22 protein-coding genes are annotated in these 25,275 nt (G+C 63.4%); 12 read left to right on the top strand and 10 right to left on the bottom strand.

Features of this window, described 5'->3' with window-relative positions; genetic code table 11:
- Window positions 1-51: 51 nt before the first annotated feature.
- The gene (locus tag ACED67_RS14240; RefSeq protein ID WP_395542349.1) at window positions 52-885 is read left to right on the top strand and encodes an alkaline phosphatase family protein; all 834 of its coding nucleotides are present in this window, start codon (window positions 52-54) and stop codon (window positions 883-885) included.
- 42 nt (window positions 886-927) lie between these two features.
- Here ACED67_RS14240 and ACED67_RS14235 read toward each other — a convergent pair whose 3' ends face one another.
- Complete coding sequence (locus ACED67_RS14235) at window positions 928-1,674, bottom strand: class II aldolase and adducin N-terminal domain-containing protein (protein WP_395542348.1); 747 nt, start codon at window positions 1,672-1,674, stop codon at window positions 928-930.
- On the bottom strand, window positions 1,671-2,594 hold the full coding sequence (locus ACED67_RS14230) for an alpha/beta hydrolase (RefSeq protein ID WP_395542346.1): 924 nt from the start codon (window positions 2,592-2,594) through the stop codon (window positions 1,671-1,673). Before ACED67_RS14230 ends, ACED67_RS14235 begins: the two co-directional genes overlap by 4 nt.
- Before the next feature lie 182 nt (window positions 2,595-2,776).
- Between ACED67_RS14230 and ACED67_RS14225 the strand changes: the two genes are divergently transcribed.
- Complete coding sequence (locus tag ACED67_RS14225) at window positions 2,777-3,208, top strand: hypothetical protein (RefSeq protein ID WP_395542345.1); 432 nt, start codon at window positions 2,777-2,779, stop codon at window positions 3,206-3,208.
- A 66-nt stretch (window positions 3,209-3,274) separates the two neighbouring features.
- Here the strand turns inward: ACED67_RS14225 and ACED67_RS14220 are convergent, their stop codons facing one another.
- The 5 genes from ACED67_RS14220 to ACED67_RS14200 form a co-directional block, all read right to left on the bottom strand.
- Entirely contained in the window at window positions 3,275-3,481 is a 207-nt protein-coding gene (locus ACED67_RS14220; RefSeq protein WP_395542344.1) for a cold-shock protein, read from the bottom strand.
- 261 nt (window positions 3,482-3,742) lie between these two features.
- A complete protein-coding gene (locus ACED67_RS14215; RefSeq protein WP_395542342.1) occupies window positions 3,743-3,946 on the bottom strand; it encodes a hypothetical protein in 204 nt (67 codons plus the stop codon).
- Window positions 3,947-4,726: 780 nt separating this feature from the next.
- The gene (locus tag ACED67_RS14210; protein WP_395542341.1) at window positions 4,727-5,647 is read right to left on the bottom strand and encodes an alpha/beta hydrolase; all 921 of its coding nucleotides are present in this window, start codon (window positions 5,645-5,647) and stop codon (window positions 4,727-4,729) included.
- Window positions 5,648-5,839: 192 nt separating this feature from the next.
- Window positions 5,840-7,495, bottom strand: coding sequence for an energy-dependent translational throttle protein EttA (gene ettA, locus ACED67_RS14205; RefSeq protein WP_395542340.1), 1,656 nt, complete (start codon window positions 7,493-7,495; stop codon window positions 5,840-5,842).
- Window positions 7,496-7,568: 73 nt separating this feature from the next.
- Complete coding sequence (locus ACED67_RS14200) at window positions 7,569-8,030, bottom strand: GNAT family N-acetyltransferase (RefSeq protein WP_395542339.1); 462 nt, start codon at window positions 8,028-8,030, stop codon at window positions 7,569-7,571.
- A gap of 106 nt (window positions 8,031-8,136) precedes the next feature.
- Here ACED67_RS14200 and ACED67_RS14195 point away from each other — a divergent pair, with 106 nt between their 5' ends.
- The 3 genes from ACED67_RS14195 to ACED67_RS14185 all read left to right on the top strand — a co-directional run bounded on the left by ACED67_RS14195 (window position 8,137) and on the right by ACED67_RS14185 (window position 12,411).
- Window positions 8,137-8,733, top strand: a complete 597-nt coding sequence (locus ACED67_RS14195) for a nicotinate-nucleotide adenylyltransferase (protein ID WP_395542338.1) — start codon at window positions 8,137-8,139, stop codon at window positions 8,731-8,733.
- A 74-nt stretch (window positions 8,734-8,807) separates the two neighbouring features.
- Window positions 8,808-10,289 carry a D-alanyl-D-alanine carboxypeptidase/D-alanyl-D-alanine endopeptidase gene (gene dacB / locus ACED67_RS14190; protein ID WP_395542337.1) on the top strand — a complete coding sequence of 494 codons (1,482 nt, stop codon included), beginning with the start codon at window positions 8,808-8,810 and terminating at the stop codon, window positions 10,287-10,289.
- A gap of 127 nt (window positions 10,290-10,416) precedes the next feature.
- Complete coding sequence (locus ACED67_RS14185; protein ID WP_395542336.1) at window positions 10,417-12,411, top strand: hypothetical protein; 1,995 nt, start codon at window positions 10,417-10,419, stop codon at window positions 12,409-12,411.
- Between the two features lie 9 nt (window positions 12,412-12,420).
- Here ACED67_RS14185 and ACED67_RS14180 read toward each other — a convergent pair whose 3' ends face one another.
- Entirely contained in the window at window positions 12,421-12,840 is a 420-nt protein-coding gene (locus tag ACED67_RS14180; protein ID WP_395542335.1) for a tellurite resistance TerB family protein, read from the bottom strand.
- Window positions 12,841-12,951: 111 nt separating this feature from the next.
- On the opposite strand from ACED67_RS14180, the gene ACED67_RS14175 reads away from it, so the two are divergent.
- From ACED67_RS14175 to ACED67_RS14165, 3 genes are all read left to right on the top strand, one after another.
- Window positions 12,952-14,532, top strand: a complete 1,581-nt coding sequence (locus ACED67_RS14175) for a lysine--tRNA ligase (protein WP_395542334.1) — start codon at window positions 12,952-12,954, stop codon at window positions 14,530-14,532.
- A gap of 95 nt (window positions 14,533-14,627) precedes the next feature.
- The gene (locus ACED67_RS14170) at window positions 14,628-15,038 is read left to right on the top strand and encodes a DUF4864 domain-containing protein (protein ID WP_395542333.1); all 411 of its coding nucleotides are present in this window, start codon (window positions 14,628-14,630) and stop codon (window positions 15,036-15,038) included.
- 156 nt (window positions 15,039-15,194) lie between these two features.
- Entirely contained in the window at window positions 15,195-17,483 is a 2,289-nt protein-coding gene (locus tag ACED67_RS14165) for a glycosyl hydrolase family 28-related protein (protein WP_395542332.1), read from the top strand.
- Window positions 17,484-17,490: 7 nt separating this feature from the next.
- Here ACED67_RS14165 and ACED67_RS14160 read toward each other — a convergent pair whose 3' ends face one another.
- Both ACED67_RS14160 and ACED67_RS14155 read right to left on the bottom strand, forming a co-directional pair.
- Entirely contained in the window at window positions 17,491-17,970 is a 480-nt protein-coding gene (locus tag ACED67_RS14160; RefSeq protein WP_395542330.1) for a VOC family protein, read from the bottom strand.
- Window positions 17,971-18,042: 72 nt separating this feature from the next.
- The gene (locus ACED67_RS14155; protein WP_395542452.1) at window positions 18,043-18,531 is read right to left on the bottom strand and encodes a HugZ family pyridoxamine 5'-phosphate oxidase; all 489 of its coding nucleotides are present in this window, start codon (window positions 18,529-18,531) and stop codon (window positions 18,043-18,045) included.
- Window positions 18,532-18,638: 107 nt separating this feature from the next.
- Between ACED67_RS14155 and ACED67_RS14150 the strand changes: the two genes are divergently transcribed.
- The 4 genes from ACED67_RS14150 (at window position 18,639) to ACED67_RS14135 (ending at window position 25,264) form a co-directional block, all read left to right on the top strand.
- A complete protein-coding gene (locus ACED67_RS14150; RefSeq protein ID WP_395542329.1) occupies window positions 18,639-20,285 on the top strand; it encodes a SulP family inorganic anion transporter in 1,647 nt (548 codons plus the stop codon).
- A 345-nt stretch (window positions 20,286-20,630) separates the two neighbouring features.
- On the top strand, window positions 20,631-22,595 hold the full coding sequence (gene acs / locus ACED67_RS14145; RefSeq protein WP_395542328.1) for an acetate--CoA ligase: 1,965 nt from the start codon (window positions 20,631-20,633) through the stop codon (window positions 22,593-22,595).
- A 7-nt stretch (window positions 22,596-22,602) separates the two neighbouring features.
- Window positions 22,603-23,271 (top strand): adenylate kinase, encoded by a 669-nt coding sequence (locus ACED67_RS14140; RefSeq protein ID WP_395542327.1) that lies wholly within the window; start codon window positions 22,603-22,605, stop codon window positions 23,269-23,271.
- A 211-nt stretch (window positions 23,272-23,482) separates the two neighbouring features.
- Window positions 23,483-25,264: an MFS transporter gene (locus ACED67_RS14135; RefSeq protein ID WP_395542326.1), complete on the top strand. Its 1,782-nt coding sequence runs from the start codon at window positions 23,483-23,485 to the stop codon at window positions 25,262-25,264.
- Window positions 25,265-25,275 lie beyond the last annotated feature (11 nt).

Below are 25,275 nucleotides of genomic sequence, written 5' to 3'. Positions count from 1 at the left end.
GCGCGCGTTGCGGAAGACGTTCGGAAGACATTGGGAAGACGCTTGCAAGACATGACAAAACTGCTGCTCATCATCCTCGACGGCGTGCCCTACGCCAATTGGCGCCGCCTTTTCGGCAATCTTGAAGGCTGGGTCGCGCATGGCGATGCGCGGGTCTGGAAGATGCGCGCCGTCCTGCCCTCGACCTCGGCCTGCTGCTATGCCTCAATCCACACCGGCGTGCCGCCGCAGGTGCATGGCATTTGGGACAATGCCGATATCCGGCGGCTGGAATTTCCCGACGTTTTCTCGGAATTGTCCAGGTCGGGCAAGAAAACCGGGGCCGTAACCCATTCTTATTGGTCGGAATTCTTCAATCGTGCGCCTTTCGATGTGGTGCGTGACATCGAATATGACGAACCCGAAGGCCCGATCACCCATGGCCGCTTTCACACCATGCATGGCTATGGCCATGTGAACCAGATGACGCCGTCCGACTACGACCTGTTCGGCACCCTGACCCGTCTGGCCGAGGTCAAGGGCATCGATTACGGCATTCTCCACACCTGCACGCTCGACAGCATGGGTCATCGCTTCTATCACGATTGCGAAGAGATGGACGATGCTTGCTTCAAGATGGACGCCACCCTCGCGCCCTTCCTAAACCGTTGGCGCAAAAGCGGATTCGAGGTGATTGTCACCGCCGATCACGGCCAGGATTCGCGTGGCCACCATGGCGGCACGACCGAGGACCAGCGCGATTTCGCCTTCTACTACTTCGGGGATTCCCCGATGCCCGCGTCCGATGTGGTGCTGGACCAGCTGGCCCTCGCCCCCTCGATCCTGACCCGCATGGGCGTGCCCGTCCCCGATACGATGACGGCCAAACCCTTTATGTCCGCCTGAAACACGCCCCGAATTTTCATCGAAAGTTCGGGGCTTTGCCTGTCAATGCGCGTAGTCCGGGGCATCCTTGTCCAGCATCGCCTTGATCTCGAGCAGATGCATATCGGCCACGCCGGGGTAATCTTCCCATTCGCGCGCGGTCTTTTCCGCAACTTCTTCCGACAGGTAACGCAGATTCTGCCCTGTCTGCAGCGCGCGGATATAGGTCTCGGCGGCGCGCTCGAAATAGTAAAGCCGGTTGAAGGTCTCGGCCACCGTGCGGCCAATCACCAGCACGCCATGGTTGCCCATGACCATGGTGGTAACCTTCGGATCTTTCAGCATTTCCGCGCAGCGCGCACCCTCGTCGCCAAAGGCCATGCCGCCGTAATGATCATCGACGACATGCCGGTTGTGGAACATCGCCGTGTTCTGGTCGATGGCCGGAAGGCGGCTGTCGGCAAGGCTTGCCAGCACGGTCGCATGGATCGAATGGACATGCATCACGCAGCGCGCATGCGCGCAGGCGCGGTGGATACTGCCATGCAGCCCCCAGGCGGTCGGGTCGGGCGCGTCGGGACGGTTCATCGTCTCGGGATCGTCGGCATCCAGCTCCAGAAGCGACGAAGCGGTGATCCGGTTGAAATGCCGCCCGTTCGGGTTGATCAGGAACCGCGTGCCTTCCGGGTTCACCGCCATCGAGAAATGGTTTGCCACCGCTTCATGCATGTTCAGCCGCACGGTCCAGCGGAAGGCGGCGGAAAGGTCTACCCTCTCGGCCCAATGGGTGAGATTTGCGTGCTGGTTCATGGGGTTGCTCCAAAGGGCCAAGTGTCGCGCGCGAAGGCGGCGATGGTGTCGGTGATCAGCGCAAAGCTTTCTGCCGCGCGCGGTACGGTGGCGCGGGCGCGCAGATAGCCGTGGACAAGGCCGGTCGCGGTGACGGCATGGGCGCGGCCCCCGGCTTTCTGGATCGCGGCGGCATAGGCGGGCGCGTCGTCATGCAGCGGGTCGCATTCCGCACCGATGGCAAGGGTCATCGGCAGCCGGTTGAAATCGCGGTCCTGCAAAGGAGAGACTGTCGGATCGCCCGGCGCCGGCGCGACGCCGCCGTGGCGAATTCCGGCATAGAACTCAAGGTCATCCTTGGTCAGCATCGGCGCATGGGCGTGGTTCGCATAGCTGCCCTTGGTCCTGTCTCCGCCAAGGCCCGGATAGATCAAGACCTGCCCCAGAATGCGCGGATCGCGCAGGGCATGGGCGGCGGCGGCGCAGAGATTTCCGCCCGCGCTGTCGCCCGCCAGCACCAGAGGTCCCGGCACAGCGCGGATCACCGCGACCACATCGTCAAAACTGGCCGGATGGGGATGTTCCGGCGCAAGCCGGTAATCGACCGAGATCACGGTCAGCCCGGTCGTGCCGCGGATTTCGGCGCAGACATCGTCATGGCTGTGCAACCCACCCACGACAAAGCCACCGCCATGGCAGTAGATCACCGTGGCCGATCCTGCGCCCGGATAGCGGCGGCAGGCCACGCCCGCGAGCGTCTCATCAACAGCCGTCACGCCCGCAGGATAGCCGCGAAAGAAAGCCCGGCACATGTGGTCATAGATGCGGCGCTGGTCGGCCACGGTCAGCGTGGCGGTGTCGGGCGGATAGGCGTCATCCGTGGCGCGGATGAAGGCCCAAGTCGGGGCGTCGATAAGGGCTTGGTAATCGGGTTCTGTCATCGTGGTCTCAGGCTGGGCGGCCCTCTCACTCTGCGCTCTTTCGCAGGGTCGGGCAACGGGGCCGGGAAGGAGGGCGGAAATAAGGCGGCATCGCACCAGCAATTCCCGAATTCTCCCTCAATATTAACCAACTCGACCTGCAAGATCTGTCCAGCCCCAAAGCCGGGCCAAGGAGACACAAGATGCAGTTCACCCGTGACTTCGACACCGAACAGGCGCTGCCTGTAGGCTGGGGCGTGCGCGTCCTCGTTCTGGCGGAAAGCGAGGCTGCGCCGCTGGTGTCGCGGGTGGCGGCCCTGGGTGGCCCGGTCGAGGTGGAGACCGAACTTTACGCCGCGCTGGCAGCGATGATCGACGATCCGGGCGGTTACGGGCTTTTCGTGATGGATTGCGATGCTTTCGGCGGGGGCGAGGCCGGGGCCCTGGCCCGCCGGACCCTGGCAGCGGTCCAGTCGCGGGTGCCGATGATCCTGCTTTGCGCCGAGCATGAGCGCCATGATTTCCCGCAAGAGCGCAACGCGCCGGTGACCCTGCGCACCCCGGTTTCGACGGTCAGCCTGAAGGTCGGCTTCGAACACGCCCTGCGCGACCGGCTGGCCTGGCGCGCGGCCTGACGCCGTCGAAATTGAAAAGGGGCGCGGCCCTGCGGCTGCGCCCCTTTCGTTAGGCCGAAGTGAAGCTCAGGCGAGAGCGAGGTTGGTCGCCGACTCGCGGCCGTCACGGCCAGCTTCGATGTCGAAGGTCACGGCCTGGCCGTCCTTCAGGCTGCGCAGACCGGCACGCTCCAGCGCGGTGATGTGGACGAACACGTCCTTCTTGCCGCCTTCCGGGGCGATGAAACCATAGCCCTTCGTTTCGTTGAACCATTTCACGGTGCCCTTGGCCATCGTGATTCTCCTTTATATGCCACCCGCGGAAGTGCGGCGGCCCGGCGCAGTCAGCTGTGGTCGATGCTGTGCCGAAAATCGGAGACAGGTCGAAAGAGATAACGTCGCAGCGCAGATATTGCTGGAAGTCAGTGAAAAATCAAGTCTTGGCAAGGAAGCGGCGGTGAAGGCGCCTGTAAAAGCAAACCGCTTGTCGCCGGTCGCGGGCCGAGCGGCATTTCATTCCACGGCCCGGGGTCGGGACGCGGATAGCTTACCTGATCAGGCCGAAACCGGATCGACAGTCGCCTCGCCCGGTTGAAGGGGGCTGCCCACCATCGCGATCGCAACGCCGATGGCCAGCGCAAGGACGCCGCTGCCGGACCAGATGGCAAGGGCGAGAAGCGGCCCCGTGCCAGACACCAATGCGGCGACAGACAAGGCCAAGCCGCAGACACTTCCCAGGATCACAAGAACGCAAGCCATGATCGAACCTCCTGATGGCACGATTTTGCGCGGCATGAGGTGGCGGAACTGTGGCGGAACAAGGGAAGCATGGTGAGTGGTTAACGCCAGCCAGCCCGCCGACGCTCACCCTTTTGGGACGACCGGTCAGAAGACGTCGGTCAGGTAGAGAAGGATGATGATCGGGATCGGGATACCGATGACCCAGGCGAGAATGCCTTTCATTGTGTCGCTCCAGAATTGCTTTGCTTGCCTGGCAAACGCATCAGGAGGGCGACCGGTTCCGCGCTGCGGCTGCGGGGCTGCGAGAGATACCGCAGAGCGGCTATCCCGCAGGCATTATCCGGCAATATCAGATAGCTGTATCGCCGCACGTGCCGGGCCTTGCGCAGCTCGTCATGGCCGATTTCCGCAGCAGGAGGGCGGCTTCGCGCGTCGCTCGGCAGCGGCGCATTGTGGTCTCATGGCCAGGGATGATGGCCGCCAGAAGGGGGCGGAAGGCGGTTTTGCCGGGATCGCTGTCGACGCCGGTCAGCCTGAATTTGCGCGTCAGGAAGGCCGGCACGAGGGGGAGCGCAAGCGCAAGGACTGTCGCGCCCCCCGCCGCAGCAATGCGGCGCAAATGTGGCATTTTCGGCCGATCGTGCCGGGCGGCGGCAGGATGCGCCTGACAAAGCGCCAGGAGATCGGCACGGCCCTGGCCCTCTTGCGTCGCGATGCTGAAAAGTCGCGCCGAAATCAGCACGTCCGACAGGGGCGGGGCGCACCGTGCGGCTGCCTCTGGCGCCGGTTCCCGGCGTTTCACGGGCAGCGGGGCGGCGTTTCCGGGTCGAGGAGATAATCCCTGATTCGATCTATAAGCTCTGGCCGCGATTGCAGCAGCAGATGGCCCCCTTCCTGAAGCACGCAGAGTTCGGCCCCAAGCGCCTCTGTCAGAGCGCGGACCTGGTGCAGCGGGAAGACCGGGTCCAGCTCGCCATGGAAGATGGCGATCCGGGCGCCGCTGGTTCGGGCCGCATCGGAGAGGGTCCACAGCAGAAGCGCGCCGGATTGCGCCTTGCCCCTGCCGCCGCCGGGAGTCTCGATTTGGTCGCGGAGGCGGCGGACAAGGTCTTCGGCCTGGGCGCGTTTCTCGGGCGAGGCGCGCCAGCCTTTGCCGAACCACAGGGTCTTGAAGTAATCCTCCCAGATCGGCTGCCAGCCGAGACTGCCGGTCGCGAGGGCCGATCCGACCACCTGAAGGCCGCCACGCAGGGCCGCGAGCGCCGCGCCGGGAAAGGGTGTCGCGGGAGAGACGGCGGCGATGGTGACGCGGCTGGGGGTGTCGATCAGCGGTGCCGCCTCGAAGGCGATGGCGGCGCCGGTGGAATAGGCCAGAAGGTTTATCCGAGCGCCGGGATGCAGGTTGGCCTGCGCCGCGATCCAGGCGGCGGCGCCTTCGATGGTCAGGCGCGGATGAACCGGCTGGCCCAGCATCCCGGGCAGGCGGTATTCGATCACCGGGTTCCTGGCATCGCCCCAGTCGCGGGCCGGGCCGAAGACGGCCGAGGTCGTCAGCGCGCCGGGCAGAAGGAAGGTCAGGCTCTCCGGCTGGGCAACGGGGGCCGGGGTCAGGATGTGGAGGGGCGAGGGGGCAGGGGCCTGAGGCGCGGGCGCGCAGGCTGCCAGGGCGGCCACAAGCGCCAGGCCCTTGCCTTGCCGGATCAGGGGAATCGCGATCATGGCCGCATCCTGCCTGGATCGCGGGGGCGGGGGAAGGGCGGCGATGTCCCACGGTGGGACAGAGGCGGGATTAAATAAATTCAATGAGTTAATGGAGAAGAATTAACCCATTCTTAAGATTCACATCGGATTCTCGCGCCGGTGCCGTCTCCGCCGGGCCCGAAAGCGCGGCGGAGACGGCAAGCTATCGGGTCAACGCGTGAACTTCTTGTACTTCACCCGCTTCGGCTCTACCGAATCCGGCCCCAGACGGCGGATCTTGTCCTGTTCATAGGCGTCGAAATTGCCCTCGAAGAACTCGACATGGGCGTCGCCCTCAAACGCAAGGATATGGGTGCAAAGTCGGTCAAGGAAGAAGCGGTCGTGCGAGATGATCACCGCGCAACCGGCGAAGGCCTCGATCGCGGCTTCCAGCGCCTGAAGGGTTTCCACGTCCAGATCGTTGGTCGGTTCGTCAAGCAGCAGGACGTTGCCGCCGGATTTCAAGAGCTTGGCCATATGAACGCGGTTGCGTTCGCCGCCCGACAGGATGCCGACCTTCTTCTGCTGGTCCGAGCCCTTGAAATTGAAGGACGAGCAATAGGCCCGGCTGTTCACCTCGGCATCGCCCAGAACGACGATGTCCAGCTCGTCCGAGATTTCCTGCCAGACATTCTTGTTCGGGTCGAGCGCATCGCGCGACTGGTCGACATAGGAAAGCTGAACCGTCTCGCCCAGGGTGATCGTGCCGGTATCGGGCTTTTCGGCGCCGGTGATCATCTTCATCAGCGTCGATTTGCCGGCGCCGTTCGGGCCGATCACGCCGATGATGCCGCCCGGGGGCAGCATGAAGGACAGGTTCTCGATCAACTGCTTGTCGCCCATCGCCTTCGAGACGCCCTCGAACTCGATGACCTTGGAGCCAAGGCGCGGCCCGTGCGGGATGATGATCTGGGCCTTGCCGACCAGCTCTTTGACCGATTCATCGGCCAGTTTCTCATAGGCGCTGATCCGGGCCTTGGACTTGGCCTGACGGGCCTTGGCGCCCGCACGGATCCATTCCAGTTCCTTTTCCAGAACCTTCTGCTTGGCCTTGTCTTCGCGGGCTTCCTGTTCCAGCCGCTTGGCCTTGGCGTCCAGCCACGAGGAATAGTTGCCCTCATGCGGCAGGCCGCGGCCACGCTCCAGCTCAAGGATCCAGGTGGTGATGTCATCCAGGAAATAGCGGTCATGGGTGACGGTCAGGATCGTTCCCTTGTAGTCGATCAGGTGCTTTTGCAGCCAGGCGATCGTCTCGGCGTCCAGGTGGTTAGTCGGTTCGTCGAGCAGGAGCATGTCCGGCTCTTCGAGCAGAAGCTTGCACAGCGCGACGCGGCGGCGTTCGCCGCCCGACAGGGTCGCGACATCGGCATCATCGGGCGGGCAGCGCAGGGCCTCCATCGCGATATCGACCTGGCTGTCGAGATCCCAGAGGTTCTGGGCGTCGATTTCATCCTGGAGACGGGCCATTTCCTCGGCGGTCTCGTCGGAATAGTTCATCGCCAGCTCGTTATAGCGGTCAAGCTTGGCGGTCTTGGACTTGACCCCTTCCATGACATTGCCTCGCACATTCAACTGTTCGTCCAGCTGCGGTTCCTGCGGCAGATAGCCCACGGTCGCGCCCTTGGCGGCCCAGGCCTCGCCCTGATAATCCTTGTCCCAGCCGGCCATGACGCGCAGCAGGGTGGATTTACCGGCGCCATTCACGCCGACGACGCCGATCTTCACGCCGGGCAGGAAGTTCAGGCGGATGTTCTCGAATACCTTCTTGCCGCCGGGATAGGTCTTGGTCACGCCGTCCATGTGATAGACATATTGATAGCTGGCCATCTGGTGCTCCTGTCGCGGGTTGGCGCTGATCTAGCGGGCCGGGACCAAAGCTGCAACTGCTGCGGCGGCGGATTCAAAGGTCTTTGCCAAACCAATGCGTCGCAGGGAAGCCGGTATAGGCCGGGATCGCGGCCCAGCCCGAACCTTGGTAAAGCGCGATGGCGGCGGGCAGGGCGGCGTTGGTGTCGAGGACCAGCCTTGTGTAGCCAATGGCGCGGGCGCGGGTCTCGATATCCTGCATGAGGCGGCGGGCAAGGCCCTGCCCCCGGGCTTCGGGCGCGATCCAGAGCCGCTTCACCTCGGCTATGCCCGGCGCATGGGCGCGCAGCGACACGCAGCCCAGCGTCTGGCCGCCCTGCCGCGCCAGCCGGAAAACGCCCGAGGGCGGGCGGTAATCGGCGGCATCGTAAAGGGGCAGGCCGGGCGGGGCGAGGCCGGGGATCACCTGGGCAAGCAGGTTGAAATAGGCCGCAAGGCAGGCCTGCGCAGGCGGATCGTCGGGGTCGGCATCGTGGAAGGTCGTGGCCGTGTCCATGGTGGAGATGGTGCAGAAGGCCGGGCCTGCGTCAAGCGGGATGGCTTGACTTTCCCCTGGCACGCAAGGACCAAGGCGCAAAGGACCGGGAGGGCGAGAAACACTTATGCGGCAGGGCTTTCCTTTGGCGCGGCGGGGGATGGTGGTGGGTCTTTTGGGCGGATCCTTCGATCCGGCGCATGAAGGCCATGTCCTGATCACCCACGAGGCGCTGAAGCGGATGGGGCTGGATCGGGTGTGGTGGTTGGTGACGCCGGGCAACCCCTTGAAGCCGCGCCCGCCCGCGCCTTTGGCCGACCGGCTGGCCCATGCCCGCGCGATCATGCGGCATCCGCGGGTGGAGATCACGGCGCTGGAGGCCGAGCTGGGGACCAATCTGACCGCCGAGACGGTGAAGAAGCTCAAGGCGCTGTATCCCGGGGTGACCTTTGTCTGGCTGATGGGGGCAGACAATCTGGTGCAGTTCCACCGCTGGGCGCGCTGGCGGCAGATCATGGCCGAAGTGCCGGTGGGGGTGCTGGCGCGGCCGGGTTCGGGGCTGCGGGCACGGCTGTCGGTGGCGGCGCAGGTGTTCCGCGGCTATCGGCTGCGGCGGGGCGAGAGCATCGCGCTGAAACATCCGCCGGCCTGGGTTTTCGTCAATGTGCCGATGAACGATGCCTCGTCGAGCGCGATCCGGGCGCGTGGCGAGTGGCGGCGGTAGATCACGGCTTCGCGCATGGCTTGCGGCGGCGAATCGAGTATCAGGGGCAGGAAAGGTCAGCGGGAGGTGCCAGAGTGATCACACGGCGCGGGATGATGGCGGGGCTTCTGGCGGGGGCGGCATTGCCCGTCTGGGCCGAGGGGATCGACCGCTCGCCCCGGCCGATGCCGCGCCCGGCCGGGGGCAAGGGCGCCGCGGCATCGGCGGGCGGCGCGGTCAAGGACGCCGAGGCGCTGGTCGCGGCGGCGAAACTGGGCGGATCGGTCGGCTTCATCGTTCTGGATGCCGCGACGGGGGCGGTGCTCGAGGCGCGCGATGCTGCAAAGGCGCTGCCGCCCGCCTCGGTCGCCAAGACCGTCACCTCGCTTTTCGCGCTGGAGCGGCTGGGGGCCGGGCATCGCTATGCGACCCGCGTGCTGGCGACCGGGCCGGTCGAGGCCGGCACGCTGCGCGGCGATCTGGTGCTCTTGGGCGGCGGCGATCCGACCTTGCAGACCGACCAGCTGGGCGATCTGGTGGCGCGGCTGGCCAAGGCGGGGCTGAAGCGGGTCGAGGGCCGCTTTCTGGCCGCCGATGGCGCCTTGCCCCGGATGGAGGCCATCGCCGAGGATCAGCCGGTGCAGGTGGGCTACAACCCGGCGCTTTGCGGGCTGAACCTGAATTTCAACCGGGTCTATTTCGAGTGGAAGAAGGCGGGCGGCGACTGGGCGGTCAGCATGGATGCGCGGGGCGAACGCTTCGTCCCCGCCGTCGATCTGGCGCGGATGCAGGTGGTGCGGCGCGAGACGCCCTTGTTCACCTACAAGCGCAACCGCGACCATGAGGACTGGACGGTCGCCTCGGGTGCCTTGGGCAAGGGCGGCAGCCGCTGGTTGCCGGTGCGCCAGCCGGGGCTTTACACGGCAGAGGTCTTCCAGACGCTCGCCCGGGCGCAGGGCATTGCCCTGCCCGCACCGGAAATGGTGGCGGCCGCGCCTGCGGGCACCGAGATCGGAAGGGTCGAAAGCGACGCCCTGCCCGAAGTGCTGCGCGAGATGCTGAAATTCTCGACCAACATCACCGCCGAATGCAACGGGTTGGCGGCCAGCGGGGCCGACAGTCTGGCGGCCTCGGGCGCTGCGATGACCGACTGGGTGGACCGGACCTTCGGCGTCACGGCGCGCTTCGTCGACCATTCCGGCCTCGGCGGCGCCTCGCGGATTTCGGCGCAGGACATGGCGGCGATCCTGCTGGCGGCGCATCGCCAGGGGCGCGGGCTGAAGCCGATCCTGCGCGATGTCGGCATGAAGGACGACAAGGGCGCGGTGATCAAGGGCCATCCGGTGAAGGTGGTGGCCAAGTCGGGCACGCTGAATTTCGTCTCGGCGCTGGCGGGGCATATCAGCCCCCCCGGTGGGCGCGAGATGATCTTCGCCATCTTCACCGGCGACCCGGCCCGGCGCGACGCCGTGCCGGTGGCCGCAAGGGAACACCCCGAGGGGGTGGAGGCCTGGATCAAACGGTCCCGGCGGCTGCAGGGGCAGTTGATCAGCCGGTGGGCGGGGGTTTGGGGGTAGATCAGGCTAAGGGGCTGCCAAGCGGTAGTTCTTAGTACAGGCTCAACAAGTCTAGGAGACAGAGACGAACGGTCTCTGCTAGTGTGCCGTGAATGTTTGAACGAGTCAGCCGGGAGTGCGACGCTTAATGGAAGGTCTTGTCGCCACTGCTGGCCGAACCGACGCATTGATCAAGCCGGATATGCGAGCGGTCCTTGCCCGAACTCATTTGAGCGTCAGCTCGCACGGCTTTATGCTTCCCATCTTTGAGGCACTTTCCAATTCATTCGATGGGATCGAGCAAAGATTCGGCGAAGATGCCACTAGGAAGGGGAGAATTCACCTTCGGTTTGATAATGTTGGTGACCCAGATAACTTTTTTGTCTCAATTTCGGATAACGGTATAGGTCTGAATGACGATAACTATACTTCGTTCAGAACGCCGTTTAGCGGGTTCAAGCTGAGTAAGCGCGGACGAGGTTTTGGAAGATTCATAGCTTTCAAAGTATTCTCGCGCATTCACTACTCTAGTCGATTTTTGTCTGGGGTTTCAGAGTCTGTTCGGACGTTTCGCTTTGACATTGAAAGGGACGAGGAGATCGTCTTCCACGAGGGGGAGCCGGATTTTGAAGATTTCGGTGTCTGCCTGGAGCTTGACGACGTAAAGAATGAGTGGCGAAATCTGATCAGTGAGCTGACAACTGACGATATTAAGGGAGAGATTGGATCGCATTTTCTTCCCTATTTTCTTTCGCGAGGGCTGCCGCAGATTTCACTCCAATTTGGTGAAGGTGAGCCTGAAAATATCACTTACTACTTTAAGTCCCTATTTGTGCCTCATGACACTGGCGAGTTTGACTGTGAAATCGACGGAGTTACCTGTCGTCTCAACTACGCTCTGACAAAAATACCTAAGACTCGTCAGTTCAAGAGTCACTCCCTGTTGGTGGCGGCGGCTGATCGGATCGTCGGGCACCCTCGCGATCTTTCAAATAAACTTGGGGCAGCGCACTTTACCGACAGGAGCGACGAGAAATATATTATTGTTGCAGTGGTTCGGGGTGACGCATTCGAGACGCGCCTAAATGACTCGCGTACTAGCATCGACCTTCCTGCAAAAGCTATTGAATCGATAGTGGGAAGCGTCTGTTCTGCTATCCAAGAAAAAGAGCAGGTTCAGGTTGAGAAGATTAAGGAAGGTCAGAGCCGACAGCTGACTCTGACGTTGCAAGAGAATCCTATTTTGAGACTGGGGCTCAAAGGGCAGACGCTAGACGAGTATGTTTCTAGGAAGCCAAATAATTGGGGGCCGGAGGAGTTCGTACAGGATTTGGCTCTCTCGCGATTTCGTGCAACAGGTGATCTGCTCAAGCAGATTGCCGAAGCATCCAACAATCAAGAATCGTACATTGAGAAAATCCACGAACTCGCGGGAAAGATTGATGCTGGAAAGAAGGAGGCGCTAGCTGAGTATGTTCTGCACCGCAAAAGCATTATCGATCTATTGGATGCGTCTCGACGTTTCAATGCGTCAGATAAGCGGGGCAGTGAGGATGAGGTCCACTCTCTGATCTTTAGGCGATTCAGTGATTCGACGAATGTCGAATATTTTGAGCATAATCTTTGGCTTATTGACGATGCTCTTGCTTTCGTCCCGTACGTTTCGAGTGACCGTACGATGCACGGGAAAAGACGCCAGCAGGGCGATAAGGTCACAGACCTCTTGTTCTTCGATGACTCAATGGTGTTGGGTGATGAGGACGGCACTTCACTCGCTATTGTTGAGTTCAAGAAGCCGAGTCGAAACGACTATAAGTTTGGTGATGCAAAAACTGACCCGGTAACTCAGGTCATAGATACGCTCGAAAAAGCTCTGGCATCTGGCGGGATCAGCAAGGTTGACGGAACACACATTTCCTTCGCTGGAGTTACGCGGAGGCAGGCATTCATTGTCGCGGACATCACGTCGAGTTTGATACCGGTTCTCAGGCGGCATGATTTCAAGAACAACTACAATCCGAAGATTTGGTATCGGTATCGAGATCAGGAGCAAGTGCTGATCCAAGTCTACGGTTACGATACTTTGGTGGAAACTGCGAAGAAGAGAAACCAAGCGTTCTGTACGATTCTACTAGACGAGTAGGGTCCGCCCTCACACCCCCATATGCCTTACCCTCGCCCCCCATTCGATCGCCGCCGCGTGCAGGCGGTCGATCTTCAGCTCTTCGCAGACCTCCTGCAGCATCCGCAGCTCGGTCTGGGAATGGCGGCCGTCCGAGGTGACGACGTCGCAAGCGAGCGCATAGGCGGTTTCGTTCAGCCGCTCCGGCAGGGCCTCGCGGATCAGGCCGAACAGGGCGTCGAGCCCGTCTTCCTCTTCGAAGAGGTCAAAGACCATGCGGGCGACGCGGCGGATGCGGTCGGCATCGTAGGTCGCGAAGACCGGCATGTGGTTGACCATGCGGGTGATCGCCACCAGCTCGGCCGTGCGCATGTCCTGGTCCGAGGCCGAACAGGCGATCATCACCGCGATCAGCGCGTCCTGGGCGGAAAGGGCGGGGGTGTCGTTCATGGCGGTCTCTTGCAGGGGGGGCATGGGGCGGAGATTATTGACGGGGCGGGGCGGCGGCAATAGAGGACACAGGGCTGCGGCAAGGGGCCCCGGCGGGAAGGGATGCGTGCGATGACGAGCTTGCGGGATGCGGCGATGCAATCGAAGGCCTGGCCGTTCGAGGAGGCCCGCGCGGTTCTGAAACGCTATGAGAAGAAGGACCCCGAAAAGGGCTATGTCCTGTTCGAGACCGGCTATGGCCCCTCGGGCCTGCCGCATATCGGCACTTTCGGCGAGGTGGCGCGCACGACGATGATCCGCCGCGCCTTCGAGATCATCTCGGACATCCCGACCCGGCTGATCTGCTTTTCCGACGATGTGGACGGGATGCGCAAGGTGCCGGAGAACGTGCCGAACCAGGCGCTCTTGAAGGCGAATATCCAGAAGCCGCTGACCTCGGTCCCCGATCCGTTCGGGGAATATGAGAGCTTTGGCCACCACAACAACGCGATGCTGCGGCGGTTCCTCGACACGTTCGGCTTTGAGTATGAGTTCATCTCGGCGACGGATTTCTACAAGTCGGGCCGGTTCAACGACACGCTGCGCCTGGCGGCGGAACGCTATGACGCGATCATGGCGATTATGCTGGCCAGCCTGCGCGAGGAGCGGCAGCAGACCTATAGCTGCTTCCTGCCGATCCATCCCGAGACGGGGCGGGTTCTGTACGTGCCGATGAAGGAGGTGAATGCCACGGATGGCACGATCACCTTTGACGACGAGGACGGGCGGGAGTGGACGCTGCCGGTGACGGACGGCCATGTGAAGCTGCAATGGAAGCCCGATTTCGGCGCGCGCTGGGCGGCGCTGGATGTCGATTTCGAGATGTATGGCAAGGACCATTCCACCAACACGCCGATCTATGACGGGATCTGCGAGGTTCTGGGCGGGCGCAAGCCCAACCATTTCACCTATGAGCTGTTCCTGGATTTCGAGGGCCAGAAGATCAGCAAGTCCAAGGGCAACGGGCTGACGATCGACGAATGGCTGACCTATGCGGCCAGCGAGAGCCTGTCCTATTTCATGTATCAGAAGCCGAAGACGGCGAAGCGGCTGTGGTGGGATGTGATCCCCAAGGCGGTGGATGAATATCACCAGCAGCTGCGCGCCTTCCCGGATCAGACGGTGGAACAGCAGGTCAACAACCCGGTCTGGCACATCCACAACGGCAAGCCGCCGGAATCGAAGATGGTGGTGCCTTTCGCGATGCTGCTGAACCTGGCTTCGGTGGCGGGGGCCAAGGATGCGGCGGGGCTTTGGGGCTTCATCCGCAAATATGCGCCTGAGGCGAGCCCGGAGAAGAACCCCGATCTTGACGCGGCAGCGGCTTTCGCGCTGCGCTATTACACTGACAAGATCGCGCCGTCGCGGGTGTTCCGCGTGCCGACAGACAAGGAGCGCGCGGCGATCGAGGAACTGCGGGCGCGGCTTGTGGCCCATGCGGGTCCGGTCGAGGACGAGACCTTGCAGAACATCTGCTATGCCGTTGGCAAGGAACACGCTTTCGAGCCGCTGCGCGACTGGTTCAAGGCGCTGTATGAGGTGCTTCTGGGTGCCAGCGAAGGGCCGCGCTTTGGCGGGTTCATTGCGCTTTACGGTATCAAGGAGACGGTCGCGCTGATCGACCGCGCGCTGGCGGGCGAGCTGGCGGGCTGAGGCTGGCCCGGCCCCGTGACGGGCCGGGCATTGACAGGGGGCGTCTTGCGCCTATCCTTCGTCTCGGGGACAGTCCTGATCGAAAGGGCCGCGCCATGCGCCGTCTGTCCCTATGTCTTGCCTTTGCGCTTCTGCTGATCGCCCCGCCGCGTGCGGCTCTGGCGCAGGAAGCCGAGATCCAGAACACGATCCGCAGCCAGATTGACGCCTTTCTGGCCGATGATTTCGTGACCGCCTTCACCTATGCCAGCCCGAATATCCGCGCGGTCTTCGGCAATCCCGAGAATTTCGCCCGCATGGTGACGCAGGGTTATCCGATGGTGCATCGCCCGAGAGAGGTGACCATGGGCGAGATGCATGACGAAGGTGGCGTGCTGTGGCAACGGGTCGAGGTTACCGATGCACAGGGCAGGCCGCATGTGCTGGATTATCAGATGGTGAACACGCCCGAGGGTTGGAAGATCAATGCGGTTGATGTGCTGCGGGCCGAGGGTCTGGGGGTCTGAGGCTGATCGATCTTGTCTTGTCGTTGCATTGCGGCGGCCGCTGCCGCGCGGGCGGCTGAGGCCGCGTTAACGGCCTGTTGATACTTCCCTTGCCCCAAGGCGCGGGTCCCGGCGGGCCGTGGCTGCGCTTCAGCGATCGGGCAGAGGGGCATTCAGATGAACAAGGCGATTACCGATGGGCTCGTGCTGATGCCGCCGCCCTTTTCGGCCGGGCTGACCCAGTGGTCCAGCGCGAACGGCCTGCTGGGCGATGCGAGCTATGCGGGCGCGCCCAATGCCGCCTTGGTCACGAATGACCAGGACTTCGCAGGCTGTCTTGAACTGCAGAAGACGGCCTCGACGCAAAAGCTGCGCGCCTTCGCCGAAACGCCGCTGCGCCCGGACATGTATATTCGCATCACCGCGCGGGTGAAGGCCGTCTCGGGGAATCTGCCCGCTGTGCGCATCGCGGCCTGGGCGGGGAATGTCGGCGGCACCAATGTGACTTCGGCGCCGCAGATCGGGCCGTCGACGCAATTGACCACTTATGGCGAGGTGGTGACGGTTCAGGCGATCATCGGCGCGGGCAACCGGACGGGCGTGAACATGGTCTGGGGGCTTGAGCCGATCTTTGCCCATGTCGGACTGGACCTGACCGGGCCCACGGGCGGCGTGGTGCGCATCGACGACATTGTGGTCGAGGATGTCACGTCGGTCTTCCTGCGCAATCTGACGGATGTGGTGGACGTGCGCGACTATGGTGCCATCGGCAATGGCGTGGCCAATGATTTTGCGGCCTTCCAGGCGGCGGATGCGGCGGCGGCGGGACGGACGATCCTCGTCTCGCCCGGCACCTATCTGATTTCCGGCAATCTGACCGTCACTGCGCCGATCCGCTTCAACGGCACGGTCACCATGCCAGCGGCGAACCGGCTGGTGCTGACGCGGAATTTCGATCTCGATACCTATGCCGCGGCCTTTGGCGGCGACCAGGAAGGGTTCCGCCGCGCGTTGCAGGCGCTGTTCTATTTCAGCGATCATGTCGCCTTTGACATGTCGGGACGCCGGGTCGACCTGACCGCGCCGGTCGATGTGGCGGCGGTCTCGGGGCTGAGCAGTTTCGCCACCAAGCGCATCCTGCGCAATGGCACGCTGAATGCAGTCGCCTCGACCAACTGGAACACCACGACCGTCACCTCGGTGGCGACCTATTCGGCCTCCTCCCCGACCACGCTGACGGCGGTGGCGAATGTGGCGAATGTGCCGTTGGGTGCGCTGGTGCAGGTCACGGGGGGCGGGCGCGAAGTCTATGTGAAGTCGAAGAATCTTGGCGCGGGGACGATAGAGCTGTCACAGCCCCTGTATGGGGCGGCAGGGACGCGGACCTATACGTTCAAGCGGTTCAAATATCTGCTGGATTTCGCGGGCTTCTCGACCCTGTCGAATTTCGAGATGCACCAGATCGAGTTCAACTGCCTGGGGATTTCGTCGGGCGTGATGATGCCCCTGGCCGGGTCGGTGAACCGTTTCGACAGCTGCACCTTCAACAAGCCGCTGGATCGCGGCATCACCTCGACCGGGACGGGCTGTCAGGGGATGCTTCTGGATTATTGCCAGTTCCTGTCGAACGAGCAGGCGCTGGACGCGCAGAACCGCACCACCATCTCGCTGAACGTGCAGGCGAATGACACGAAGATCCGCAACAACCGGATCGTGCGCTTCCGCCATTTCGCGGTGATGAACGGCACCTCGCACATGATCTGCAACAACCATTTCTTCCAGGGCGATGATGCTACGGCCGGGCTGCGGGTGGCGGGGCTGGTCTTCACCCAGACCAATGTGGCGACGGTGGTGCAGGGCAATTACGTCGACAATTGCTTCATCGAATGGGGGAATGAGCATGACCCCGAACCCGGCTTCAGCAACGAGCTCTCGTTTGGCGGGCTGAACATCGTGGGCAATATCTTCATCGCGTCGGATGTCTCTTCGGCCTTCCGCTGGCTGGTGGTGAAACCCTATGGATCGGGGCATTTCCTCAACGGATTCAGCCTGGTGAACAACACGTTCCGGGCGTTCAATGCCACGGTGGACCGGGTCGAGGCGCTGGATACGACCTTTGCGACGCTGGATTTCACCCGCTCGCGCGATGTGCTGGTCGAAGGGAATACCTTCAACCAGGTGAGCCAGCGCATCGCCAATCCGATCACCGCGACGCATGATCAGAACACCGAGGCCACGACCTGGAACATCGACGCCTCGGCCTATATCCCCTTTGGCGGTCGCATCCGTATGGTCGAAACCGCATTGCCGCAGGGCAATATCACCAATGCCGCGAACGCGGTGCGCTATGTGCAGCCCAATGCGCTGGCGGGGCAGGGCGCGGGGGGCAATATCGCCTCGTTGCGCTGGGGCGAGGCGGTGAAAGGAACGGTCGTCGCGCGCATCCGCATGGACGTGCCGGTGTGACTGCGGCCTAGCCGCGCCGCGCCTTGTCGATCGCGGCGACGTCGATCTTCTGCATCGTCATCATCGCGGCAAAGGCGCGCTGGGCCTCGGCCCCGCCTGCGGCAAAGGCCTGGGTCAAGGTGCGGGGCGTGATCTGCCAGGACAGGCCCCAGCGGTCCTTGCACCAGCCGCAGTCACTTTCCTTGCCGCCATTGCCGACGATGGCATTCCAGTAGCGGTCGGTCTCGTCCTGGTCATCGGTGGCGATCTGGAAGGAAAAGGCCTCGGATTGGGCAAAGACCGGGCCGCCGTTGAGGCCGATGCAGGGAATGCCGAAGACGGTGAATTCGACGGTCAGGACATCGCCCTTCTTGCCCGACGGATAATCGCCGGGGGCGTGGTGGACGGCGGTGACTTTGCTGTCGGGGAAGATAGAGGCGTAAAAATTGGCAGCCTCCTCGGCCTCCTTGTCATACCAGAGGCAGATCGTGTTCTTCGGGCTGGGCATGGTCTGTCCTTTCCTGATGAAGGCACTCTCCCCTTAGCACAGGACGCGCCGGGGCGGTCCTTGCGCGCGGGGTCAGGCCTCGAAATCGGCGGCGGACAGCCGGAAGGCGCGGGCAAAGCCGCCATTGAGCAGCGCCGATTGCGGCACCAGGCGGACGAAAGAGAAATCGGGCAGGTCGATATAGACTGTGGCCTTTGGGTTGCGGGCCAGCCAGCGCGCGCGAAGGGTTGCGCGGCGCGGATCATCGGCGGGGACGAACGCGGCGAGTGCGCGCAGCATCAGGCGCGGGTGGGTCATTGGATCGCCCTTGTCTCCGACCTCTCCCACCATCAGGGCGCAGGCCGGTTGCGCGCGCAAGGCGGTGGTATGGGGGGCGAGGCCCGAGATCAGGGTCAGCGGCCCGGCCTCGGGATCCAGCGCGAAGGCCACGCGGCTGATGCCGGGGGTCAGGGTTTCCGGGTCGGTCCAGGACAGCGCGGCATGGGTCGCTTCGGAGAGAAGCTGCCAGGCGAGCGCACGCGAGGCGTCGTCAGAGGGGGCAACGGGATCGGGGCGTTTCATCGCAGGGCCTTCGGCATGGTTGACAAATGGTCTGGCGGGGCGGTCATCTGGCAGCGAATGAACTGACATGCCAGCTTCCCTGGCGACTGGCCTTGCTGGACCGCACCATGACCGACAGCCCCGCCCCCCACAAGGATCGGCTAGAATTTCTGCCCAAGATCGTGACGGTCTGGCGCGAGGGCTATGGCGCGGCGCCCTTGCGGGCCGATCTTCTGGCCGGGTTGACGGTCGCCATCGTGGCGCTGCCGCTGTCGATGGCGATCGCTATTGCCAGCGGGGTGGGGCCGGAGCGCGGGCTATACACGGCCATTGTCGGGGGCTTCCTCGTCTCGGCGCTGGGCGGCAGCCGGTTCCAGATCGGGGGGCCAGCGGGGGCGTTCATCGTGCTCGTTTCGGCCTGCGTGATGCAGACCGGCGTCGAGGGGCTGATCACGGCCACGTTTCTTTCGGGCTTTGTTCTGATCGCGGCAGGGGCGCTGCGGCTGGGCACCTATATCCGATATATCCCCTATCCGGTGACGGTAGCCTTTACCGCCGGGATCGGGGTGATCATCTTTGCCAGCCAGGTGAAAGAGCTGTTCGGCCTGACCCTGCCCGGGGCCGAGCCGGGTGAGATCATCGGCAAGGTCGCGGCTTTGTGGGCGGCGCGCGGGACCGTAACCTGGGCGGCCGTCGCCGTGGCGGCGCTGACGGTGGCGGTGATCCTGGGGTTGCGGCGGGTGGCGCCGAAAGCGCCGGGGATGCTGATCGCCGTCGTCCTGTGTTCGGCCCTGGCGGCGGCGGCGCATCTGCCGGTTGCCACCATCGGCAGCCGCTTTGGCGCGTTGCCCAACCTGCCGCCTCTGCCCGCCCTGCCGCCGCTGGACCGGGATCATCTGGTCGCGGCCCTGCCTTTTGCCATGTCCTTTGCCCTTCTGGGCGCGATTGAATCGCTCTTGTCCGCTGTGGTGGCAGATGGGATGAGCGGCGCGCGCCATCGCTCGAACGCCGAACTGGTGGGGCAGGGCGTGGCGAATATTGGTTCGGCGCTGTTCGGGGGCTTCTGCGTCACCGGCACGATTGCGCGCACCGCAACCAATGTACGGGCGGGCAGCCGCGGGCCGGTCTCGGGAATGCTTCATGCGCTATTCCTGCTGATCTTCCTTCTCGTGGCGGCGCCGCTTGCCGCCTATGTGCCCTTGGCCGCGCTGGCAGGGGTGCTGGCGGTGGTGAGCTGGGGGATGATCGAGAAGGCCGAATTGGTGGCGCTGCTGCGATCGTCCTGGGGCGACATGCTGATCGTGGCGACGACATTCCTGCTTGTGGTGTTCCGCGATCTGACCGAAGGGATCGTCATCGGCTTTGCTTTGGCCGGGCTCGTGTTCATCAAGCGCATGTCGGATGCAACGGTGCTGGATCAGCCCGAGAGCCATGACGGGCCAGAGCTGGAGACCGGCCGCAAGGGCGATGCGATGGTCTATCGCCTGCATGGTCCCTTTTTCTTCGGCTCGGCGGCGCAGGTGGGTGCGGTGCTGGACCGCATCGCCGATCGCCCTGCCGAATTCGTGGTCGACTTCACCGATGTGCCGCTGATCGACAGTTCCGGTGCGCGCAGTTTCGCACTTCTGGCGCGGCGGATCGGGCGCAAGGGCGGCAGGCTGGCGATTGCCGGCGCGCGCCCCGAGGTTCGGCGTGTCCTGCTGGCGCAAGAGGGGCTGCACCCTCCCGAGGTGCGATACCTGGCTGCGGTTTCAGAACTGAATCCCGCCGGATGAGGGGCGAATCAACCGCGGCTTGCGCCAGACGGCATTGACCCTGCGACAGCCTGTCCCAGACCGAAAACCTGCAAACCCCGCGCAACTTTCCGGGCATCTCGCGACTCTGTGAAGGCGCAGGGCGTTGAAAATCCATATCAAACCCGCCGCTGTTTTCATCAATTTTTCTTTATTCACACCAAAGCAGTGAAGAAATTTACAGAATTATGTTTGCGTTAAAAGGGGTTACGCAAACTTTGACGCTGCGTTACTGTCGGGATGGGAAAAGTCTTCGAGCCGTTGCGGCGCGAGGATGGGGCTGCGGGCCTGAGGCGCGGTGCGCAGCAGATTTGAGGGGAGGACGCCATGAAGGATCATCCGGTCGCGGGCGACATCTATCCGGCTTCGGAAGAGTTCGTTGCCAAGGCGCATGTCGACGCTGCGAAATACGACGACATGTATCAGGCCTCGGTGGCCGACCCGAATGCGTTCTGGGCAGGGGAGGCGCAGCGCATCGACTGGATCCGCCCCTTCACCAAGGTCAAGAACACCTCGTTCGACTATGGCAAGATCGACATCAAATGGTTCGAGGACGGCACGCTGAACGTCAGCGCCAATTGCATCGACCGCCACATGATCACGCGTGCCGACCAGACCGCGATCATCTGGGAGCCGGATGACCCGAAGACCCCGGCACGCCACATCACCTATCGCGAATTGCTGGAACAGACCTCGCGGCTGGCCAATGTGCTCAAGGCGCATGGTGTGAAGAAGGGCGACCGGGTCGTCCTGTATCTGCCGATGATCCCCGAGGCGGCCTATGCGATGCTGGCCTGCGCACGGATCGGCGCGATCCATTCCATCGTCTTCGCGGGCTTCTCGCCCGATGCCCTGGCCAACCGGATCAACGATTCCGAAGCCAAGATCCTGATCACCGCCGATTACGCCCCGCGTGGCGGCAAGAAGACCCCGCTCAAGGACAATGCCGACAAGGCGCTCCTGCACTGCTCGGACAAGGTGAAGTGCCTGATGGTCCGCCATACCGGCGACGAGGCACATCTGGTCCATGGCCGCGATTTCGACCTGACCGCCGAGATGGCGGCGGCCAAGACCTACTGCGCCTATGCCGAGATGGGCGCGGAAGACCCGCTGTTCATCCTTTACACCTCGGGTTCGACCGGCAAGCCGAAGGGCGTCGTCCATACCACCGGCGGATATCTGGTCTATGCCTCGCTGACCCACCAGATGACCTTCGATTACCATGACGGCGACGTCTTTTGGTGCACGGCCGATGTGGGTTGGGTCACCGGTCACAGCTACATCATCTATGGGCCGCTTGCGAATGGCGCGACGACGCTGATGTTCGAGGGCGTGCCGACCTATCCCGATGCGGGCCGGTTCTGGGAGGTGTGCGCCAAGCACAAGGTCAACCAGTTCTACACCGCGCCGACCGCGATCCGCAGCCTGATGGGCCTGGGGCCGGAATGGGTGGAGAAGCACGACCTGTCGTCGCTGAAGCTGTTGGGCTCGGTGGGCGAGCCGATCAACCCCGAGGCCTGGAACTGGTACAACACCCATGTCGGCAAGGGCAAATGCCCGATCGTCGACACGTTCTGGCAGACCGAGACCGGCGGCCATATGCTGACGCCCTTGCCCGGCGCGATCCCGGCCAAGCCCGGCAGCGCGACCAAGCCTTTCTTCGGGGTGAAGCCGGTGGTGCTGGATGCAAGCACCGCAAAGGTGATGGAAGAGACGGAGACCGAAGGCGTCCTTTGCATCGCCGACTCCTGGCCCGGCCAGATGCGCACGCTCTGGGGCGACCATGAGCGCTTCCAGGAAGCCTATTTCGCCCAGTATCGCGGCTATTACTTCACCGGCGACGGCTGCCGCCGCGATGCCGATGGCTATTACTGGATCACCGGCCGGGTCGATGACGTGATCAACGTCTCGGGCCACCGCATGGGCACGGCCGAGGTCGAAAGCGCGCTTGTGGCGCATGAGAAGGTCGCCGAGGCTGCGGTCGTGGGTTACCCGCATGACATCAAGGGCCAGGGCATCTACGCCTATGTCACCCTGATGAAGGGCGTCGAGCCGACGCCCGAGCTGCGCAAGGAGCTTGAGGCCTTCGTCCGCCAGGAAATCGGCCCGATCGCCAAGCCCGACCTGATCCAATGGGCGCCCGGCCTGCCCAAGACCCGCTCGGGCAAGATCATGCGCCGCATCCTGCGCAAGATCGCCGAGAACGATTTCGGCGCGCTGGGCGATACCTCGACGCTGGCCGATCCCTCGGTCGTCGACGACCTCATCGCAAACCGCATGAACAAGGGATAAGGCGCGCATGTCCAACGCCCCCGTATTGATCCTTCTCGGCCCCCCGGGGGCCGGCAAGGGCACCCAGGCCCGGATGCTGGAAGAGGATTTCGGTCTGGTGCAGCTTTCGACGGGCGACATGCTGCGCGCGGCCGTCGCGGCCGGGACCGAAGCCGGGCGCCGCGCCAAATCGGTGATGGAGGCGGGCCAGCTTGTCAGCGACGAGATCGTGCTCGCGATCCTCAAGGACCGCATGGCGCAGCCCGATATGGCGCGCGGTATCATCCTTGACGGCTTCCCGCGCACCGATGGCCAGGCGGCGGCGCTGGATGCGCTTCTGGCGGCCAATGGCCAGAAGGTGACGGCGGCGGTCAGCCTTGAGGTCGATGACGAGGCCATGGTCGGCCGCGTTTCGGGCCGCTACGCCTGCGGGTCCTGCGGCGAGGGCTACCACGACCAATTCAAGCAGCCCGCCCATGCGGGGACCTGCGACAAATGCGGCGGCGCGGCGTTCAAACGCCGGGCCGACGACAATGCCGAGACGGTGCGCGAACGGCTTAAGGCCTATCACGCCCAGACGGCTCCGCTGATCGCCTATTACGAGGGCAAGGGTGTTCTGGCCCGCATCGACGCGATGGGACCCATCGCCGAGGTGCGGCAGGCGCTGTCGTCGATCGTCGGGCAAGTGGCGGCATGACGGCCCGTCCGCCGGTGAAGAGGGCACCGGGGGGCGGAAGGCAAGACCGGAGGGAGGCGGGTCGCCAGATGCGGCGATTTCCATCTCGCCCGGCCCCGGGCCGCAAGGCCGGGGGCAAGGGGCCCGGCCCGACCTGACCGGGCGGGCGCAGAGGCCGAATGCGAACGGGAACAGCCCTGACCGCGAGTCGGGGTATCAAGGAGGGAAACACATGGCTATGTCTGCCACGGACGTGCGCGACCGCTCGCGTCCCATGACCGGCGAAGAGAAGAAGGTTATCCTGGCCTCTTCCGCCGGCACGATCTTCGAATGGTACGACTTCTATCTCTACGGCTCGCTGGCCGCGATCATCGGGGCGCAGTTCTTCACGCCCTTCCCGGAAGCCACGCGCAACGTCTTTGCGCTTCTGGCCTTTGCGGCGGGTTTCATCGTGCGCCCCTTCGGCGCGCTGGTCTTCGGGATGCTGGGCGACATGATCGGCCGGAAATACACTTTCCTGATGACGATCCTGATCATGGGCTCGTCGACCTTCCTCGTCGGCCTTCTGCCCAGCTACTATTCCTGGGGCGTGGCTGCGCCCATCATCCTGATCGCGCTGCGCATGTTGCAGGGTCTTGCACTGGGCGGTGAATATGGCGGCGCGGCGGTCTATGTCGCCGAGCACGCCCCGCAGAACCAGCGTGGCTATTTCACCTCCTTCATCCAGACCACGGCGACGCTCGGGCTTCTGCTCTCGCTCATCGTGATCCTGATGGTGCAGGGCTATGTGAACGGCAATTACCCCGACCAGCCGGTCCTTGATGCCGCTGGCGCGGCGGTGATGAATGCCGATGGCACGCCGCAGATGATCAAGGCTTTCAACGCCTGGGGTTGGCGGATTCCGTTCCTTGGCTCGATCTTCCTGCTGCTGATCTCGCTCTATATCCGCCTCCAGATGAACGAATCCCCTGCCTTCAAGAAGATGAAGGAAGAAGGTTCGGCTTCGAAGGCGCCGCTGCGCGAGGCTTTCGGCAACTGGCGCAATGGCAAGATCGCCCTGATCGCGCTTTTGGGTCTGACCGCAGGCCAGGCCGTGGTCTGGTATTCGGGCCAGTTCTACGCGCTGTTCTTCGTCCAGAACGTGATCAAGGTCGACAGTTTCTCGGCCAACGTCTTCGTCGCCTGGTCGCTGATCCTGGGCACCTATGGCTTCATCTTCTTCGGTCGCCTCTCGGACCGCATCGGCCGCAAACCGATCATCCTGGGCGGCTGTCTGATCGCGGCGCTCACCTACTTCCCGGTCTTCCACTTCCTGACCCAGACCGCGAACCCGATGCTCTACAATGCGCATCAGACCCCGATCGTCGTGACCGCCGATCCGAATGACTGCTCGTTCCAGTTCAACCCGGTCGGGACGGCCAAGTTCACCAATTCCTGCGACATCGCCAAGGCGGCTCTGACCTCGCGCTCGGCCAATTCCGAAACCGTCGAGGCCCCGGCAGGGACCATCGCCACGGTGAAGGTGGGCGAGACGGTGATCAACGGCTATTCGGGCGCTGCCGAGAATGCGGCGGATGAGAAGAAGCGTTTCGATGGCGAGCTGAATGCGGCGCTGACCGCGGCCGGCTATCCGATCGTCGCGGCCGACAATACCACCGTGGCCAAGGCCAACCACTTCTTCGACATCTTCACCGGCCAGAAGATCATGATCATCCTGACCCTGACCTATCTGATCATCCTGGTGACGATGGTCTATGGTCCGATCGCGGCCATGCTGGTCGAACTCTACCCGACCCGCATCCGCTATTCCGGCCTGTCGCTGCCCTATCACATCGGCAACGGCTGGTTCGGTGGACTTCTGCCCGCGACCGCCTTCGCGATCTCGGCCCAGAGCGGCAACATCTATGCCGGCCTCTGGTATGCGATCGTCGTGGCAACGATGACCGTGGTGATCGGGACGCTCTTCGTGCCGAACGGGACCCACAAGAAGGACATCTTCGCCGATACCAAATAGGGGTGCCTTCC

Origin of the sequence: Neotabrizicola paludis (assembly GCF_044142105.1) — a bacterium.
GTDB lineage: Bacteria > Pseudomonadota > Alphaproteobacteria > Rhodobacterales > Rhodobacteraceae > Pseudogemmobacter.
This window is presented reverse-complemented; position numbering and strand designations above follow the sequence as displayed.